Source organism: Nocardioides epinepheli, from assembly GCF_037936805.1.
Taxonomy (GTDB): Bacteria; Actinomycetota; Actinomycetes; order Propionibacteriales; family Nocardioidaceae; genus Nocardioides.
The window spans coordinates 182,987-198,922 of sequence record NZ_JBBMMC010000010.1 but is presented as its reverse complement, the minus strand read 5'-3'; the positions used below and the strand labels follow the sequence as shown (position 1 = coordinate 198,922).

Here is a 15,936-nt window from a genome sequence, read left to right as displayed (position 1 = left end):
CCGCCGCGAAGCGGACGCCGAAGGCGATCCTTGACGGCGGGTGTCGGTCGACTACGCGCGCGGCCACCCCACCACCCAGGCCAGTCGATACACCGAGGCAACAAGAGCCCGCCACAGTCGCGCAATCGGGTGCCGGGGTTTCGTCAGCGCTCGCTGGCGCTCGCTTGCTCAACCTCCGGCCGGGGCGACTCTTCGGAGGTTGAGCAAGCTGGGAGGGCGAGGAACGAGCGCGGACCGCGCCGACGAAACCTCGCAACCGACCCCGGAAACGCGAGCGGCGCGGCGCGCGCGGCCACCCCACCACCCCGGGTCAGCCGATCGACCGAGCGCAGCACGAACCCGCCACAGTCGCGCAGTCAGCTGCCGGGGTTCAATCAGTCAACTGGCGCTCGCGGACGCTCGCTTGCTCAACCTCCGGCCGGGGCCCGGGCGGAAGCCTCGGCGTTAGGGTGCAGCCGTGACCGCCCAGCCGACGTTCCTGCTCGGCGTGGGCGCGATGAAGGCGGGCACGACGTGGCTCTATGACCACCTGGCCTCCTCCGAGCAGGTGGTCACCGGCTATCGCAAGGAGCACCACGTGCTCGACGTCGTCGACCTGCCGTCGGAGGCGTGGATGCGGGCGCGGATCGCGCAGCGGGCCCAGCGCGCGGCTCGCCGGCTGAGCGAGGGCGAGGTGCCCGACGCCGCGGCCCTGCACCAGGCCGCGATGGTCGCAGACGTCGCGCTCTACCCGGACTACTTCGCCGGGCTCCTGTCCGGCGGGGCACGGCTGGCGCTGGACATCACTCCGTCCTATGCCCTGCTCGGTCGCGAGCGCCTGGAGTGGGTGCGGACGAGGTTCGCCGAACGCGGGATCCGAGCGGTCACCGTGTTCTTGATGCGGGACCCGGTCGACCGGATCTGGTCGCACATCCGGATGGTGCAAGGACGATCTCCCGAGAAGTTCCCGCGCACCAGCGAGGAGCACGTCCTCGAGCTGTTCGACCACCCCACCTACGAGTGCCGCACCCGTTACGAGCACACCCTCGCTGCCGTGACCGGCGCCTTCCCGGACGACGCGCGCTACCTCGGCTTCCACGAGACGCTCTTCACCGGGGACTCCGTCGCCGCCATCAGTCGCCTGTGCGGCATCGACGCCGTCCCCGCGGCCTTCGACGTCCGGGCCAACCAGTCGCCCTCGGCGAGTGCGCTCACCGAGTCCACGTCGCGACGCGTGGCGCGGCACTTCGCCGGTACCTACGAGGCCGTCGCGCGTGCCTGTCCGGACGTCGACCTCGACTCCCTATGGCCGAGCGCCAGACTCCTGTAGCCGATCGAGGAAGGCCGCACGCCCCGGCCCGAGGAGCGGCGTCTTGTCCGAACCCCGCGCTGCCTCGAGTAGCGACCGCAGCCGGTCCCGTTCTGCGACAGGGACGGTCCGCGGCGACCACGTCGGCGCGTCGAGGTCGAGGTGCACGAGCAGGTCGAGATCGCGCAGGGTGTCGAACGGATCGCGGATCAGCTCGTCGTAGATCCGCGCGAAGCCTTCCTCGAGCTCACTGGGATCCGAGGTCCGGCCGACCAGATCCGCCACCGCCGTCGCGACGTCGTGCCGCGCGTGACGCACCGCCATCGTGCTCAACCCGGCCTCGACGAGATTGAGCCACTTTCGCGCGAACTCGCGAGCCGAGGTCGACTCCAGGTGCAGCACACGCAGCCACTTGGCCTGTTTCCCCGGCACCGGCAGTCCCGATGCGTCCAATGGCACGTGGATGGCTGCTCGCAGATCGAGGGAGGGCCTCCAACCGGACTTGCCGGCTAGGTGCCCGCGGAAGTACTGGGAGTTCGACGCAGCGCGCGTGAAGCCCCGCGACACCAGCAGCGAGCGCTCCTCCGGCTTCAACCGCCGCTTGAACCACTCCTCGCCGGCATCCTCGTGGCTCACCGCCTCCCACACCCCGAGCCGCACCACCCGACAAGCCGGGTCGAGGCGCTCCAGACGGCGACGGTTGAGCTGCACCACCTCGTCGGCGTCGATGTGGAAGAGCCAGTGCGCCCACGGAAAGCGCGTGAGGACGGCGTTGGAGAGGTTCGCATTGAGGTTCTGCCGTGTGTTCAGTCCCGGCGGCGTCCCCGAAGGCCCCCACCACGCCTCGCCCCACGCAGCGACGCAGGTGACGTGAGGGTGCTCGCGGAAACCCTCGATGACCTCGGGCTGCTCGGCGTCGAGGTAGAGGATCAGGTGGTCGAGCCCACCGGCGAGGTTGCGCGCCACGAACCGCTCGAGATTGCCGAACGTGTCCTTGGCCGTGGTCGTGGCGACGAGCACCTGCCGAGCATAGGTCCTGCCTCGTCACTTCGTGTCGACCTTGCCCGGTAGGCGACAATGAGCCCATGTCCGACCTCCCCCGTAAGGCCGCCGCGCGCACCGCACGGCTCGCTGCGCTGCCGCTGGGCTATGCCGGGAGGAAGACGCTCGGTCTCGGGCGCAGGATCGGCGGCGCGCCCGCCGATGCGGTCCTCAGCGAGGTGCAGCAGCGCACCGCCGACCAGCTCTTCCGCACGCTGGGCGAGCTCAAGGGCGGAGCGATGAAGTTCGGGCAGGCCCTGTCGGTGCTGGAGGCCGCACTCCCCGAGGAGGTCGCCGGCCCCTATCGCGAGCACCTCACCCGGCTCCAGGACTCCGCTCCCCCGATGCCCACCCAGACCGTGCGCGACATCCTCGCCGCCGAGCTCGGAGCCGACTGGTCCGAGCGCCTGGTGTGGCTCGACGGCGGCCCCACGGCCTCAGCCTCGATCGGGCAGGTCCACAAGGGCCGCTGGCACGACGGCCGCGAGGTCGCCGTCAAGGTGCAGTACCCCGGCGCCGGCGACGCGCTGCGCTCGGACCTGCGCCAGCTCGCCCGCCTCGGTCGCACCGTCGGCCCGCTGTTCCCCGGCATCGACGTCAAGCCGCTCATCGACGAGATGCAGGCCCGCGCCGAGGACGAGCTCGACTATGCCCTCGAGGCCGAGGCCCAGGCGGCGTTCGCGAAGGCCTTCGCCGACGACCCCGAGATCGTGGTGCCCCAGGTGGTCGAGGTCGGCGAGACGGTGCTGATCACCGAGTGGCTCGACTCCACGTCGTCGCTGGCGGCGGTGATCGCCGAGGGCAGCGTCGAGGAGCGCGACCACTACGGCGAGCTCTTCGTCCGCTTCCTGTTCGCCGGGCCCGCGCGCACCGGCATGCTGCACGCCGATCCGCACCCCGGGAACTTCAGGATCATCCCGAACGACGACGGCACCCCCGGTCGCCTCGGAGTGCTCGACTACGGCGCCGTGGCTCGGCTGCCCGAGGGGCGGCTGCCGGAGTCGATCGGCAATCTGATGCGGCTGTGCGCCACCGGAGACGCCGACCGCGTGCTGGACGGCCTGCGCGACGAGGGCTTCATCCGCGACAAGATCCGCTTGGACGCGAAGCTGCTGATGGACTACCTGTCACCGTTCGTGGAGCCCACCCTCACCGAGCGCTTCCGGTTCTCGAGGGAGTGGATGCGCGCGCAGTTCGAACGGATCAACAATCCACGCGAGCCAGCCTACTCGATCGCGATCAAGCTCAACCTGCCGCCGTCCTACCTGCTCATCCACCGCACCTGGGTCGGCGGCATCGGGGTGCTCAGCCAGCTCGGCGCCGAGGCGCCGTTCCGTGCGATCCTCAGCGAGTACCTGCCCGGCTTCGCCGAGCCCGAGCCCGCCTGAGCCTTCGCTGCCCGAGCCTCACAGGGCCAGGTGCATCACATGCAGGCCCACGCGGCCGTGCGCACGTGACTCGAACGCCTCGGGGACGGTCCCGATGACCTGGAACCCCAGGCTCTGCCAGAGCCGGACCGCGGCGGCGTTGGTCTCGACCACGGCGTTGAACTGGATGGCGGCGAAGCCGTGCTCGCGATGCCAGCTCACGACGTACTCCCCCAGCCGGCGGCCGACGCCGCGGCCCCGCGCCTCGGGCGAGACCATGAACGAACCGGTGCCGACGTGCGCTCCGCGACCGGGGCGGTTGGGACCCATCGTCGCGCTGCCCAGCACGCGGTCGCCTTCGACCAGGACGACGGTCTGCCCGGGCGGACTCATCGTCCACAGCTCCCGCGCCTGCTCGCTGCTGAGATCGGTCGGGTAGGCGTAGGTCTCACCGGCGGCCACGATGTCGCGGAAGAACGGCCACACCTGGCGCCAGTCCGCCTCGGTCATCGGCCGGATCTCGGCCCCGTCACTCACCGGTGGCTCCGTCGATCGACTCGCGGATCAGGTCGGCGTGGCCGTTGTGCCGGGCGTACTCCTCGATCAGGTGCAGCAGGATCCAGCGCAAGGTGGCCGTCTCGCCGGTCTTGTCGTTGCCGCGCACCGCGACCGTGTCGAGACCTGTCGGTGAGTCGAGGGCGGCGTCGATCCGTCCGTCGCCGGTCGCGACGATGCGCTCCCACAGACCGAACAGCTCGGCCGGATCGTCCTCGACTGCTGAGTCCATCTCCCAGTCCGGGGAGATCTCCCAGATCGACTCGTCGTCGAACGGCGGCGACGCAGGCACGCCGGCCAGGACCTCGCCGAGCCACCAGTCCTCGACGAAGGCGAGGTGCTTGACGAGGCCGGCGAGGGTGAGGGTCGACGGCGGATGGGTGACTGCAAGCTGCTCCCGGGTGAGCCCGGCGGTCTTCCGGCGCAGGGTGGTGCGGTGGTAGTCGAGAAAGGCGCGAAGCATCGTCGCCTCGTCGGCGGTATAGGGCGGGTCGGTCCGCGCGGACGCGGCATCGCTCGGCTGCGAGGTCACGCCGGAGACCCTAGAGAATGCTCGCCGACGTCGCCTCCGAGTTTCGCCACTCGCCGACGACGTAGGCGGCGCCCGTCGGGTCGAGCAGCACGATGCCGTCGTCCGACCGGATGCCAGGCGCCCGCCGCGCGCCGAGCAGGAGCTGGCGCACGACCTCGGCCTCGGGGTCGTCGGCGGCCATCACGAGGTGGGCCGATCCCGCCGGTCCGAGCGCGGCCGGCCGCACCGACAGGCTCAGGGCCCCGTCGGCGCTCGAGGTCTCGCCGACGAGGTCCTGCCAGAAGGCCTGCTCCGTCTCGACGGCGTCGGCCGCGACCTCCACCACCACACCGTCGACCTGTGAGCGTCCGTCGGCGAAGACTGCCGGCGAGGGCCGCCGCGACGCCGGGTGCGTGACGAAGCAGAGCGGCACGCCGGCGGGGCTCTCCATGACGACGTAGCCGTGGTCTGCGAGCTCGGTGGCCCCGAGGGCCGCGGCTCGGTCGGCGGCCGCGCGAGGGTCGAGCACGTGGAGATCGAGGTGGATCCGCGAAGGACCATCGCGCAGGCACTGGACCCGCAGGTAGTCGTCGCCGTCGGCCGGGACCAGCGTCGCGAACTCCAGGTCGCCGCCGCGGCTGGGCGACACATCCGAACCGGTGACCTCCGCCCAGAAGACCACGCCACGCTCGTAGTCGTCGGGCGCGAAGTCGAGGAAGGCGGTGAGCCAGAACGGGGTCATGTGCCCAGGCTGCCAGGTACGTCGGCCCAGCGCTCCCCCAGCACCAGCGGCTCGACCGCCCCGGCGGTCGCCGTCGCGAGCACGGCGCGAACGGCGTCCTCGTCGGGCGGACGTACGCCGAGCCGCAAGGTGACGCCGGCGGCGTAGGCCACGTCGAGGACGGCGACACCGAGCGCCCGCAGGTCGCTCTCGAGTCGGCCGGCGAGGTCGTGACCGACCTCGATCTCCAGCTCGCGGACCAGCTCCCGCTCCAGCGTGCCGGCCCGTGCGGCCGCTGCCCGGACGACGTCGCTGTAGGCACGCACCAGGCCGCCGGCGCCGAGCAGGGTGCCCCCGAACCACCGCGTCACCACCGCGACGGTGTCGCACAGGCGATGGCCGCGCAGCACCTCGAGCATCGGCGCGCCGGCGGTGCCAGCGGGCTCGCCGTCGTCGCTGGACCGCACCACCTGCCCGCCCCCGCCGGGACCGAGCACGAACGCCGAGCAGTGGTGCCGGGCGTCGTGGTGCTCGCGGCGCAGGCGGGCGACCACCGCGCGAGCGGCGGCCTCGGTCTCGACGCGTTCGAGGGTGCACAGGAAGCGGGAGCGCTTGACCTCGATCTCGGCCGTCGCGTCACGGGCGACGGTCAGGTAGGACGTCACCACAGCCCGATCAGTCCCCCGCCGATGCGGACCACGAAGCCGGTGACCACGAGGATGAAGAAGCCCCGCACGAATCCGGCTCCCTTGGCCACCGCCGTCCGAGCGCCCAGATAGCCGCCGACGAGGTTCGCGGCTCCCACGGTGAGCCCGACGTGCCACAGCACCGCTCCCTGCGGCACGAACACGCACAGGGCGGCCAGGTTGGTGGCCCAGTTCGCCAGGCGTGCCTTCGCACTCGCCTCGAGGAAGCCGTAGCCGAGGAGGCCGACGAGGAGGAAGACGAAGAAGCTGCCCGTGCCGGGTCCGAGGGCGCCGTCGTAGAACCCGACGCCGAGTCCGGTGAGCATGGCCATCACGGTGTGCCGGTGCCCGCTGAACCGCAACGACGTCTCCTCGCCGAGCTCCGGCTTCAGGAGCACGTAGGCCCCGACCACCACGAGAACGACCAGCACGATGGGATCGAAGACGCTGCGTGGGAGCAGGCTGGCGACGAAGGCGCCACCGAGCGATCCCGCGAACGCGAAACCCATCAGCGGCAAGAACGTGCGCGGGTCGGGCTTGATCCGGCGGTAGTAGGTGATCGAGCTGACCGACGTCCCGCAGATCGAGCCGAGCTTGTTGGTGGCCAGCACCTCGACCGGGGACGCCCCCGGGAGCCCCAGGAGCAGTGCGGGCAGCTGGACCAGACCACCGCCTCCGACGACCGCATCGACGTAGCCGGCGACCAGTCCGGCCAGCGCGAGGAGCGCGAGCACGGACAGGGTGGGCTCGCTCACCCGAACAGGCTAGATCGCGTCGATGGATCCATTTGGTGGGACCCGGGGGGTTTGAGCGGGCGCCGTGACGCCTAAAGTGACCCCGACCCCAGCCCGCACGTTCTAAGGGATTCACATATGCGTATGTTCCGCACCATCGCCGCCGTGGCCGCACTGGCCCTGGTCGCCACGCTCGCCAGCCTGGTCGGCCCGGCCAACGCTGCCCAGGCCAAGCCGCGCCACAACATGAGCAGCGTCGTTGCCGGCAACACCTCCAAGGCCAACGTGTTCTTCGCCAAGGGCAAGATCAAGTCGCTCAAGCGGAAGAACGTCATCCTGCAGCGCGCCAACGGCCGCAAGGGCAACTACACCAAGTTCAAGGTCAAGAAGACCAACGCCCAGGGTCGGTTCCGCTTCACCTTCACCGGCCGCATCGGCCAGTGCTTCAAGGTCGTCGCCCCGCCGACCAAGCAGTACCGCAGCAACTCCAAGTTCGTGGGCTGCATCAAGCGCGCCTGATCCCCAGGCTCTTCACGAGGCCCGCGTCCGTCATCGACGGATGCGGGCCTCGTGGCATGTCCGGGTCCGGCTACTCCCCGACCCAGAAGCCGCGGCCGCCGAACCAGTCGCGGTAGGGCGAGCGCGGGCCCGCTCCGAGCCCGCCGCCACGACCGGCGTCCCGCGACCCCAGGTAGGACCCGACGACGGCCGCGCCGAGGTCGTCGAGCTCGGGGCTGACCATCCGGCCGTCGACCCGCTGCGCCATCTGCTCGATGAACCGGGCCAGCCCCGGATCCTCGCCGAGCCGGAAGAACGTCGTCTGCGCGCCGAGGCGCGCTGCGTTGTCGAGCTCGCGCACGGCGTAGGCGATCGTCAGCGGGTGCGGCGGGTAGGAGAAGTACACCTCGCCGCTGGCCTCCAGGTGCGAGGTCGGCTCGCCGTCGGTGACGATCAGGAGCACCGGCTGGGCGTTGGGGTGCTTGCGGAAGTGCCGGTTCGCCAGCAGCAGCGCGTGATGCAGGTTGGTGCCCTTGTCCCACATGGCGTCGAGCGCGGTGAGCTGCTCGATGTCCATCACCTCCGCGTGCCGCCCGAAGCCGATGAGCTGGAGGTGGTCGCCGCGGAAGCGGCTGCGGATCAGCGTGTGCAGGGCGAGCGCCGTGCGCTTCATCGGCACCCAGCGGCCGTCCATCGCCATCGAGAACGAGGTGTCGACCAGCAGCGCGACGGCCGCCTGGGTGCGGGCCTCGGTCTCCTGCACCTCGACGTCGTCGATCGAGAGCAGTGGGCCGCCGCCGTCCAGGGTGCCGTCAACGGCCCGGCGCCGGACGCCGTTGAGGATCGTGCGCGGGAGGTCCCACGGCTCGGTGTCGCCGAACTGCCACTCGCGGGTGGCGCCGGAGCGCTCGCCCGCCGCGCCGGCCTTGTCGAGATCGCGCTGCCCCTGACGGCCGCTCATCCGGCGGGCGACGTCGCGCAGCAGCGCCTTGCCGAGCTGACGCATCGCCTTGGGGGTGAGGCGGAGTTGGCCGTCGGGGCCGCGGCGCAGGGTGCCCCCGTCGCGCAGCGCCTTCTCCAGCTCCTGCAGGGTGCGTGCGTCGACGGCGGCCTCGGTGCCGAGCTGGCGGGCGAGGGCGTCGAGGTCGACGTCGTCCATCCGGGCGCCGCCGTAGGACTGGGAGAGCTGTTCGGAGAGCCGGTCGAGGTCGGCGAGGTCCTGGAAGACGCCGGTGCCGTCGCCGAGGCCGAGCCCCTCGCCGCCGTCCAGCTGCTCGGAGCCACCCCAGTCCTCGCCGGGACGCAGCGCCTGGAGGTTGCCGTCCAGGCGCGCGAGCGACTCCATCAACTGCGGTGAGCCGAACGCCTGCGCGCTGAGCTCCATCAGCTCCTGGCGCTGCTCGGGCGTCATCGAGTTGAGCATCCGCTGGGCGGCGGCGGCGCGCTGCGCCATCGTGTCGAGGAGCTCGTCGAGGCTCTGGGGGTTCTCGGGGAAGAACTCGCCGTGCTCGGCCATGAACTCGGCGAAGTCCTCGGGGGTGTCCTCGCCGCGGCTGCGCTTCTCCAGCAGCTCGTTGAGGTCGCCGAGCATCTGCTGGATCGCCTCGCGGTCGGCGTCGGTGGCGTTCTCCAGGGCGTTCTTCATGCCGGCGAAGCGCTGGTCCAGGAGCTCGCGGCCCAGGAGGTCCTTGATCCTCTCGAAGTCCTCTCGCGCCTGGCGGCTCTGCCAGTCGTAGTCGGCGAGCTCGCTGACGGCGGCGGCCGGGCTCGGCGGCAGGTTCTCCAGCTGCATCTCGCGCAGGGCGCGGTCGCCGTCGTCCATCATCGCGTCGCGGGCCAGCTGCTTGCGCTCCTCCAGCACGGCGCGGTCGAGGAGCTCGCGGACCTCCTGCATCGTCCCGTCCAGGTTGTGCTTGGACAGCAGCTCCCGGCGTCGCTCGGCCACGCGGCGGGCCAGATCGTCCAGTCCTCGCTGGTCGCGGCCGCCGCGGCGCAGGAACTCCTGCATCGCCCGCTCGGGGCTGTAGCCGGCCATCACGTCCTGGCCGATGGCATCGAGTGCCTCGGCGAGGTCGACCGGCGGCGCGAGCGGGTCGCCGCCGGTGTAGCGCTTGAAGCGGGTGCGGTCCTTCATCGCTCAGCCGTACACGGTCTCGGCGCCGTCGCTGTCCTTGCCGATCTTGCGCGCCAGGTAGAGCCCCTCGAGCGCGAGCTCGATGGCACCGGCGCGGGCGCCGTCGTCGGTGGCCCCCAGGCGCTCGCAGACGTCGTCGTACAGCTCGGACTCGCCCAGCACCGGGAGGCCGGCGAGGAAGTCGCGGGCGGTCACCTGCTCGCCGGTGGTGACCATGGCGCCGTTCTCGATGGCCTCGACCAGCAACGCGAAGTCGAGGCCCCGGAAGTGGGCACGCACGGTCTCGGCGGTCGCGGTGCGCAGCAGGTGGGTGAGGACGTCGTCCTCGCGGCCCTCCTCGCCGGCCTCGAACTCGATCTTGCCGCCGAGGACGTCGACGGCGGTCTCGAGGTCGACCACGCGGGCCACCGCGTGCTCCTCCCCCTGCACCGTGGCGCGGTGCAGGGCGGCCGCGGCGATGGTCTCGGCGCCGGCGATCGCGAAGCGAGCCGAGACGCCGGAGCGCTGGTCGACCGACGAGGAGTCCCGCAGCTGACGGGTGAACCGGGCGAGGATCTCGACCAGGTAATCGGGCACGTCGGCCACGAGGTGAGCCTCCTGCCGGATCACCGCGACCTCGGCGTCGAGCTCGGTCGGGTAGTGGGTGCGGATCTCGGCGCCGAAGCGGTCCTTGAGCGGGGTGATGATCCGCCCGCGGTTGGTGTAGTCCTCAGGGTTGGCGCTGGCCACGACGAGGACGTCCAGCGGCAGCCGGAGCACGTAGCCGCGGATCTGGATGTCGCGCTCCTCCATCACGTTGAGCATCGCGACCTGGATCCGCTCGGCGAGGTCGGGCAGCTCGTTGATGGCCACGATGCCGCGGTGGCTGCGCGGGATCAGCCCGAAGTGGATGGTCTCCGGGTCGCCCAAGGAGCGCCCCTCGGCCACCTTCATCGGGTCGACGTCGCCGATCAGGTCGGCCACCGAGGTGTCGGGGGTCGCGAGCTTCTCGGCGTACCGCTCGTCGCGGTGGCGCCAGGCGATGGGCAGATCGTCGCCGAGCTCGGCGGCGCGGCGGCGCGACTCGTGGGTGATCGGCTCATAGGGGTGCTCGCCAAGGTCGGACCCGGCGATCACCGGGGTCCACTCGTCGAGCAGGCCGACCATGGTGCGCAGCAGCCGGGTCTTGCCCTGGCCGCGCTCGCCGAGCAGGACGACGTCGTGCCCGGCGATCAGGGCCCGCTCAAGCTGCGGGATCACGGTGTCCTCGAAGCCGTGCAGGCCGGGCCAGGGGTCCTCGCCCGCGGCGAGCTTGGCGAGCAGGTTGTCGCGGATCTCGGTACGCAGCGGCTTGGCGACGTGGCCGGACGCGCGCAGCTCGCCGACGGTGGTGGGGGCGGGCGCTGCAGAAGGTGCTGTCTGTGGTGCTGAGGTCACCGTTTCACGCTACTCGGGGGCGCAATCCGGCCTGCGGCGTTGGGCCGCATACTGGCCCCCATGCGGCTCCAGAGCGACTGCCCGTGCGGCACCGGTGCAACCTACGATGCCTGCTGTGGCCGGCTGCACCGCGGCGCCGAGCAGGCCGCGACGCCCGAGGAGCTGATGCGCTCGCGCTATGCCGCCTACGCGGTCGGCGACGGCGACTACGTGTGGCGCACCTGGCATCCGCGCACCCGGCCGCTGACGGCAGCACCCGACCCGGAGGTGCGCTGGACCGGCCTCGTGGTGCACGACGCGAGCGACGCGGAGGTGGAGTTCACCGCGTCCTTCGAGCGCCTGGGCACGCCCGGGCGGCTGCACGAGCGCAGTCGCTTCGCGCAGCGGGCGGGACGCTGGTTCTATCTGGAGGCGGTCGACGGGTAGGCAGTGGTGGGATGTCCTCATGGACATCCCCGAGCAGTTCGTCATCCGCGAGCGCGACCACCGCATCCACGACCCGTTCGGCCCCGAGAAGCTGGCGCGCTTGGGCGAGGTGCTCGGTCTCGCGCCGGGCGCCCGGATCATCGACCTAGCCTCCGGATCGGGCGAGATGCTGTGCACCTGGGCGCGCGACCACCGGATCCAGGGCGTCGGGGTCGACCTGAGCTCGTCGTTCACCGACTCCGCGATCGCCCGCTCGATCGAGCTCGGCGTCAGCGACGCGGTGAGCTTCGAGCACGGCGAGGCGGTGGCCTATGTCGACACCTACAAGGGCGAGCGGTACGACGTCGCCTCCTGCCTGGGCGCGACCTGGATCGGCGATGGCCCCCTCGGCACCGTCGACCTCCTCGACATGCTGCTCAAGCCCGGCGGGTTGGTGCTGGTCGGCGAGCCGTTCTGGCGGGAGACCCCGCCCAGCGAGGAGGCCGCCCGCGGCGCGCACGCCACCTCCATCGACGACTTCGCCACTCTCCCCGAGCTGGTGCGCTCCTTCGGCGAGCACGGTTGGGACGTCGTCCAGATGGTTCTCGCCGACCCCGACGACTGGGACCACTACGCGGCCGCTCAGTGGCTCAGCACGCGCCGCTGGCTCGATGAGAACCCCGGCCACGAGCTATGGCAGGAGATGCGCGACGAGCTCGACCACGCCGCCTACCAGCACGTCGCCTTCACCCGCCCGCTCCTGGGCTGGGGTGTCTTCGCGCTGATGCGCCGCTGAGGCTCAGCGGGGTAGCCCTCGCAACCGACCTCGGGATCCTTGGCAGGGTGGGTTGCCGGGGTTTCGTCAGCGCTCGCTGGCGCTCGCTTGCTCAACCTCCGGCACCGGGCGGGTGCTCGCTTGCCTCCGGCGGGCTTCGTCAGGCGGGGCTGATGAAGCCCTCGTCGAGGAGCCAGTCGTAGGCGACGTCCTCCGGCTCGCGGCCGTCGACGTCGATCTCGGCGTTGAGCTTCTTCAGCACGTCGTCGGTGAGCTTCTCGGTGACCGGCGCCATGACGTCCTCGATCTCGGGGTACTTCTCGAGGACCTCGGTGCGGACGACGAGGCTGACGTTGTAGTTGGGGAAGTAGGCACGGTCGTCCTCGAGGACCTGGAGGTCGAGGGCGACGATGCGACCGTCGGTGGTGAAGACCTCGCCGAAGACGCACTCACCCGAGGCGGTGGCGTCGTAGATGGCGCCGGTCTGGAAGGTCTTCAGGTTGCGGGACGGGACGCCGTCCTTGCCGTCGAGCGGGATGTCGTAGGTCTTGAGCATGCCCTCGAGGCCGTCGGACCGGTTGGAGAACTCCGACTCGACGCAGAAGGTCCGCTCGTTGATCGGGACCTTCTTGATCTCCGACAGCTTGGTGATGCCGTACTTCTTGGCCGAGGCCTGGGTGATCGCGAAGGCGTAGGTGTTGTTCATCGGCGCGGGCGGCAGCCAGGTGAGCCCGTTGCCGAGGTCCTCGTCGCGCACGGCCTCGTACTGCTCCTCCTTGCCCTTGATCGGCTTGGGGTGCCCGAGATAGACCAGCCATCCGGTCCCGGTGTACTCCCACATCGCGTCGATGTCGCCCTCGAGGTGCGCCTGGCGGGCCGCGGCGCTGCCGGGGATGTTGGTCAGGTCGGTGACGTCGGCGCCGGCTGCCTGCAACAAGATGAGAGCCATCTTGCCCAGCAGCACGTTCTCGGAGAAGTTCTTCGAGCCTACCGAGATCTCCGCGCCGTCCAGGCTCGGTGCGTCCTCGAGCGGCCCGGCGAGCTTGGCCGCGGGGACCTTGCCGCCGGCCGTGCCGAGACCGCAGCCGGCCAGCGCCAGGACCAGCAGTACCGCCGTCGTCCAGCCGGTCAGCAGGCGGGTGCGCCGCCTCGAGCCGGTCATGTCAGATCCCCTTCGGTCGGGTAAGCAGTTCGAGCAGGCGGCCGAGCCACTCCACGAGCAGGGCGAGCAGCGCGACCAGCACGGCACCCGCGATCATCAGCGACGGCCGGAACAGCGAGATGCCGGTCTGCAGGATGTCGCCGAGGCCACCGCCGTTGATGAACGTCGCGAGGGTCGCGGTACCGACCACCAGCACCAGCGCCGTCCGGATGCCGGCCATGATCACCGGCAGGGCAAGCGGGAGCTCGATGCGCGTGAGCACCGCGAACCCGGACATGCCCAGTCCGCGACCCGCCTCGACCAGGGTCGGGTCGACGCCCTCGATACCGGTGATGGTGTTGCGCAGCACGGGCAGCAGGCCGTAGATCGTCAGGCTGAGCACGGCGGTCCAGAAGCCGTAGCCGAGCCAGATCGCCAGCAGCACGATCATGCCGACCGCGGGCGCGCCCTGCCCGGCGTTGGCGAATCCCACGACCAGCGGCGCGAAGCGTCGCATCCGGCCGCGGGTGAGCAGGATCCCCAAGGGCACCGCGATCAGCACCACGAACGCCGAGGAGACCAAGGTGAGCTCGGTGTGCTCCCAGATGAGGGTGAACACCGTCTTCCATCGCAGCTGGCTGAGCTCGACGCTGTCGAGATCGGCGGTCTGGCGCCAGACGACGAAGCCGCCGAAGACCAGGAGCACCAGGCACGGCGGGACGATGAGCATCAGCACCGTCTCGCGGTCCAGGCGGCGCTTGCGGCGCGCCGGGGCGGGGTCGAAGGTGTCCTCGCCCACTTGCGCCTCGGTGGCGAGTGTCGGCTCCTCGGTGGAGCTACTCACCGGCCTCGGCCTCCATCGTCCGGATGTAGTCGGTCACCGAGGCGAAGTCGACGACGCCGAGGTACTGGTCGCGGTCCCCGGTGACCACGGCTCCTCCGTGGCTCGAGCTGAGCATGGTGTCGAGGGCGTCATTGAGGGTGGCGCGGTGGTCGAGGTTGACCAGGTCCTCGGTCGGCTCGTGGACGACCTCGCCCTTGAGCTGCCGCAGCCACGGCCAGCCGACCGGGCGACCGCGGGCATCGAGCACGATCACCGAGCGATCACCGTTCGCCTCGGCCCGTTCCTTCACGACCGTGACCTGCTCGCCGATCGTGGCCGTCGTGGGCTTGCGGAGCTCGACGTCGGTGATCCGGGTGAGCGTGAGCTGCTTGAGGGAGGAGCCCGAGCCGACGAAGTCGGCGACGAAGTCGTTTGCCGGGGCGGCCAGGATGACCTCGGGGGTGTCGTACTGGGCGATCTTGGCGCCCTCCTCGAGGATGAGGATCCGGTCGCCGAGCTTGATCGCCTCGTCGATGTCGTGGGTGACGCACACGATCGTCTTGCGCAGCTCGCGCTGGATGCTGAGCAGCTCGTCCTGGAGCCGCTGCCGGGTGATCGGGTCGACCGCGCCGAAGGGCTCGTCCATCAAGATCACCGGCGGATCGGCCGCCAGGCCGCGCGCGACGCCGACGCGCTGCTGCTGGCCGCCGGAGAGCTCGCGCGGGTACCGGTCGCGATAGCGGGACGGGTCCAGGCTCACCAGGTCGAGCAGCTCGTCGATGCGCTTGTCGATGCGCGCCTGGTCCCAGCCGAGGAGCTTGGGCACGATCGCGATGTTCTTGCCCACCGTCATGTGCGGGAACAGGCTGCCGCCCTGGATGACGTAGCCGATCTTGCGGCGCAGGTGGTTCTCGCTCTGACCGCCGATGTCCTCGCCATCGATGCGGATCGTGCCCGACGTCGGCTCGATGAGCCGGTTGATCATCTTCAGCGACGTCGTCTTGCCGCAGCCCGAGGGACCGATGAACATCACGATCTCGCCGGCGGGGATGGTGAGCGAGAGCGACTGGACGGCGGGCACCTTCTGCCCGGGGTAGCGCTTCACGACGTCCTCGAGGACGATCTCGGCGCCACTGATCTCGGTCGCGCCGGTCGCGCCGCTCTCGTCCGGCTTGGTGAGGTCGGTGGTCATACGCGGATTCCCTTCGAGATGGTCAAGCGGCCGAGCAGAAGCAGGAGCGCGTCGGCCAGGAGAGCCACGATCACGATCCCCACGGTGCCGACGACGGCGTAGTTGACGGCGTTCGCGCCGCCGATCTGGGCCAGGCCCTTGAAGATGTAGCCGCCGAGCCCGGGCCCGAGGACGTAGGCGGCGATCGCGGCCACGCCCATCGACATCTGCATCGAGACCCGGACGCCGGCCAGGATGACCGGCCAGGCGAGCGGGATCTGCACCCGCCAGAGCACCCCGAGCCGGCCCATCCCCATGCCTCGCGCCGACTCCAGCAAGGTGGGGTCGACCTGCTTGAGGCCCACGACGGCGTTACGCAGGATGGGCAGCACGGCGTAGAAGGTCACCGCGATGAAGGCGGTGATCGTGCCGATCGAGGTCAACGGCAGCAGGAGGCCGACCAGCGCGAAGGAGGGGATCGTGAGTCCGATCGCGCTCAAGGTGTTGGCGACGGCCTGGAGCTTCGGCGATCCGACGATCACGACGGCCAGAAGGACGGCGATGACCGTGGCGACCAGCACGCACTGGATGACAAGGTTGGCGTGCTGGAAGGTGTTGTAGAGGATCTGATCGCGTCGTTCCGAGATGAAGTCCCACACGCGATACTCGA

General features: G+C 70.7%; 17 protein-coding genes. 5 read left to right on the top strand and 12 right to left on the bottom strand.

The annotated features are described in order from the left end of the window. Positions 1–457 precede the first annotated feature (457 nt). Positions 458–1,309, top strand: coding sequence for a sulfotransferase (locus WMR31_RS15195; protein WP_340539700.1), 852 nt, complete (start codon positions 458–460; stop codon positions 1,307–1,309). On the opposite strand, the gene WMR31_RS15190 is transcribed toward WMR31_RS15195, so the two are convergent. Then, complete coding sequence (locus WMR31_RS15190; protein WP_340539699.1) at positions 1,283–2,308, bottom strand: glycosyltransferase family protein; 1,026 nt, start codon at positions 2,306–2,308, stop codon at positions 1,283–1,285. The two genes, WMR31_RS15195 and WMR31_RS15190, sit on opposite strands and share 27 nt — an antisense overlap. 65 nt (positions 2,309–2,373) lie before the next feature. Between WMR31_RS15190 and WMR31_RS15185 the strand changes: the two genes are divergently transcribed. Beyond that, on the top strand, positions 2,374–3,717 hold the full coding sequence (locus WMR31_RS15185) for an ABC1 kinase family protein (RefSeq protein WP_340539698.1): 1,344 nt from the start codon (positions 2,374–2,376) through the stop codon (positions 3,715–3,717). An 18-nt stretch (positions 3,718–3,735) separates the two neighbouring features. Here the strand turns inward: WMR31_RS15185 and WMR31_RS15180 are convergent, their stop codons facing one another. From WMR31_RS15180 to WMR31_RS15160, 5 genes are read right to left on the bottom strand one after another with little or no spacing between them, the layout of a single operon-like run. Then, the gene (locus WMR31_RS15180; protein ID WP_340539697.1) at positions 3,736–4,233 is read right to left on the bottom strand and encodes a GNAT family N-acetyltransferase; all 498 of its coding nucleotides are present in this window, start codon (positions 4,231–4,233) and stop codon (positions 3,736–3,738) included. Further along, on the bottom strand, positions 4,226–4,783 hold the full coding sequence (locus WMR31_RS15175) for a DinB family protein (RefSeq protein WP_340539696.1): 558 nt from the start codon (positions 4,781–4,783) through the stop codon (positions 4,226–4,228). Before WMR31_RS15175 ends, WMR31_RS15180 begins: the two co-directional genes overlap by 8 nt. A gap of 10 nt (positions 4,784–4,793) precedes the next feature. Then, positions 4,794–5,504 (bottom strand): VOC family protein, encoded by a 711-nt coding sequence (locus tag WMR31_RS15170; protein ID WP_340539695.1) that lies wholly within the window; start codon positions 5,502–5,504, stop codon positions 4,794–4,796. Continuing rightward, positions 5,501–6,148 (bottom strand): YigZ family protein, encoded by a 648-nt coding sequence (locus tag WMR31_RS15165; protein WP_340539694.1) that lies wholly within the window; start codon positions 6,146–6,148, stop codon positions 5,501–5,503. Before WMR31_RS15165 ends, WMR31_RS15170 begins: the two co-directional genes overlap by 4 nt. Continuing rightward, complete coding sequence (locus WMR31_RS15160) at positions 6,145–6,924, bottom strand: sulfite exporter TauE/SafE family protein (protein WP_340539693.1); 780 nt, start codon at positions 6,922–6,924, stop codon at positions 6,145–6,147. Before WMR31_RS15160 ends, WMR31_RS15165 begins: the two co-directional genes overlap by 4 nt. Positions 6,925–7,041: 117 nt before the next feature. Here WMR31_RS15160 and WMR31_RS15155 point away from each other — a divergent pair, with 117 nt between their 5' ends. Beyond that, a complete protein-coding gene (locus tag WMR31_RS15155; protein WP_340539692.1) occupies positions 7,042–7,422 on the top strand; it encodes a hypothetical protein in 381 nt (126 codons plus the stop codon). A gap of 70 nt (positions 7,423–7,492) precedes the next feature. Here the strand turns inward: WMR31_RS15155 and WMR31_RS15150 are convergent, their stop codons facing one another. Together WMR31_RS15150 and WMR31_RS15145 are read right to left on the bottom strand one after the other, a co-directional pair. Further along, on the bottom strand, positions 7,493–9,535 hold the full coding sequence (locus WMR31_RS15150) for a vWA domain-containing protein (protein WP_340539691.1): 2,043 nt from the start codon (positions 9,533–9,535) through the stop codon (positions 7,493–7,495). A gap of 3 nt (positions 9,536–9,538) precedes the next feature. Next, positions 9,539–10,951 (bottom strand): magnesium chelatase ATPase subunit I, encoded by a 1,413-nt coding sequence (locus tag WMR31_RS15145; protein ID WP_340539690.1) that lies wholly within the window; start codon positions 10,949–10,951, stop codon positions 9,539–9,541. A 60-nt stretch (positions 10,952–11,011) separates the two neighbouring features. Between WMR31_RS15145 and WMR31_RS15140 the strand changes: the two genes are divergently transcribed. Together WMR31_RS15140 and WMR31_RS15135 are read left to right on the top strand one after the other, a co-directional pair. Continuing rightward, positions 11,012–11,377, top strand: a complete 366-nt coding sequence (locus WMR31_RS15140) for a YchJ family protein (protein WP_340539689.1) — start codon at positions 11,012–11,014, stop codon at positions 11,375–11,377. A gap of 19 nt (positions 11,378–11,396) precedes the next feature. Beyond that, a complete protein-coding gene (locus tag WMR31_RS15135) occupies positions 11,397–12,152 on the top strand; it encodes an SAM-dependent methyltransferase (protein ID WP_340539688.1) in 756 nt (251 codons plus the stop codon). Between the two features lie 139 nt (positions 12,153–12,291). Here WMR31_RS15135 and WMR31_RS15130 read toward each other — a convergent pair whose 3' ends face one another. From WMR31_RS15130 to WMR31_RS15115, 4 genes are read right to left on the bottom strand one after another with little or no spacing between them, the layout of a single operon-like run. Then, complete coding sequence (locus tag WMR31_RS15130; protein ID WP_340539687.1) at positions 12,292–13,293, bottom strand: glycine betaine ABC transporter substrate-binding protein; 1,002 nt, start codon at positions 13,291–13,293, stop codon at positions 12,292–12,294. A 1-nt stretch (position 13,294) separates the two neighbouring features. After that, the gene (locus WMR31_RS15125) at positions 13,295–14,116 is read right to left on the bottom strand and encodes an ABC transporter permease (protein WP_340539686.1); all 822 of its coding nucleotides are present in this window, start codon (positions 14,114–14,116) and stop codon (positions 13,295–13,297) included. Continuing rightward, complete coding sequence (locus WMR31_RS15120) at positions 14,109–15,287, bottom strand: ABC transporter ATP-binding protein (protein WP_340539685.1); 1,179 nt, start codon at positions 15,285–15,287, stop codon at positions 14,109–14,111. The genes WMR31_RS15125 and WMR31_RS15120 overlap by 8 nt, the downstream gene beginning before the upstream one ends. Further along, positions 15,284–15,925 (bottom strand): ABC transporter permease, encoded by a 642-nt coding sequence (locus WMR31_RS15115; protein WP_340539684.1) that lies wholly within the window; start codon positions 15,923–15,925, stop codon positions 15,284–15,286. Before WMR31_RS15115 ends, WMR31_RS15120 begins: the two co-directional genes overlap by 4 nt. Positions 15,926–15,936 lie beyond the last annotated feature (11 nt).

What these genes read in the sequence shown, in the direction of transcription:
- WMR31_RS15185 (WP_340539698.1), top strand. Translation starts at nt 2,374, where the DNA reads ATGTCCGACCTCCCCCGTAAGGCCGCCGCGCGCACCGCACGGCTCGCT.
- WMR31_RS15170 (WP_340539695.1), bottom strand. Translation starts at nt 5,504, where the DNA reads ATGACCCCGTTCTGGCTCACCGCCTTCCTCGACTTCGCGCCCGACGAC.
- WMR31_RS15155 (WP_340539692.1), top strand. Translation starts at nt 7,042, where the DNA reads ATGCGTATGTTCCGCACCATCGCCGCCGTGGCCGCACTGGCCCTGGTC.
- WMR31_RS15150 (WP_340539691.1), bottom strand. Translation starts at nt 9,535, where the DNA reads ATGAAGGACCGCACCCGCTTCAAGCGCTACACCGGCGGCGACCCGCTC.
- WMR31_RS15140 (WP_340539689.1), top strand. Translation starts at nt 11,012, where the DNA reads ATGCGGCTCCAGAGCGACTGCCCGTGCGGCACCGGTGCAACCTACGAT.
- WMR31_RS15135 (WP_340539688.1), top strand. Translation starts at nt 11,397, where the DNA reads ATGGACATCCCCGAGCAGTTCGTCATCCGCGAGCGCGACCACCGCATC.
- WMR31_RS15130 (WP_340539687.1), bottom strand. Translation starts at nt 13,293, where the DNA reads ATGACCGGCTCGAGGCGGCGCACCCGCCTGCTGACCGGCTGGACGACG.
- WMR31_RS15120 (WP_340539685.1), bottom strand. Translation starts at nt 15,287, where the DNA reads ATGACCACCGACCTCACCAAGCCGGACGAGAGCGGCGCGACCGGCGCG.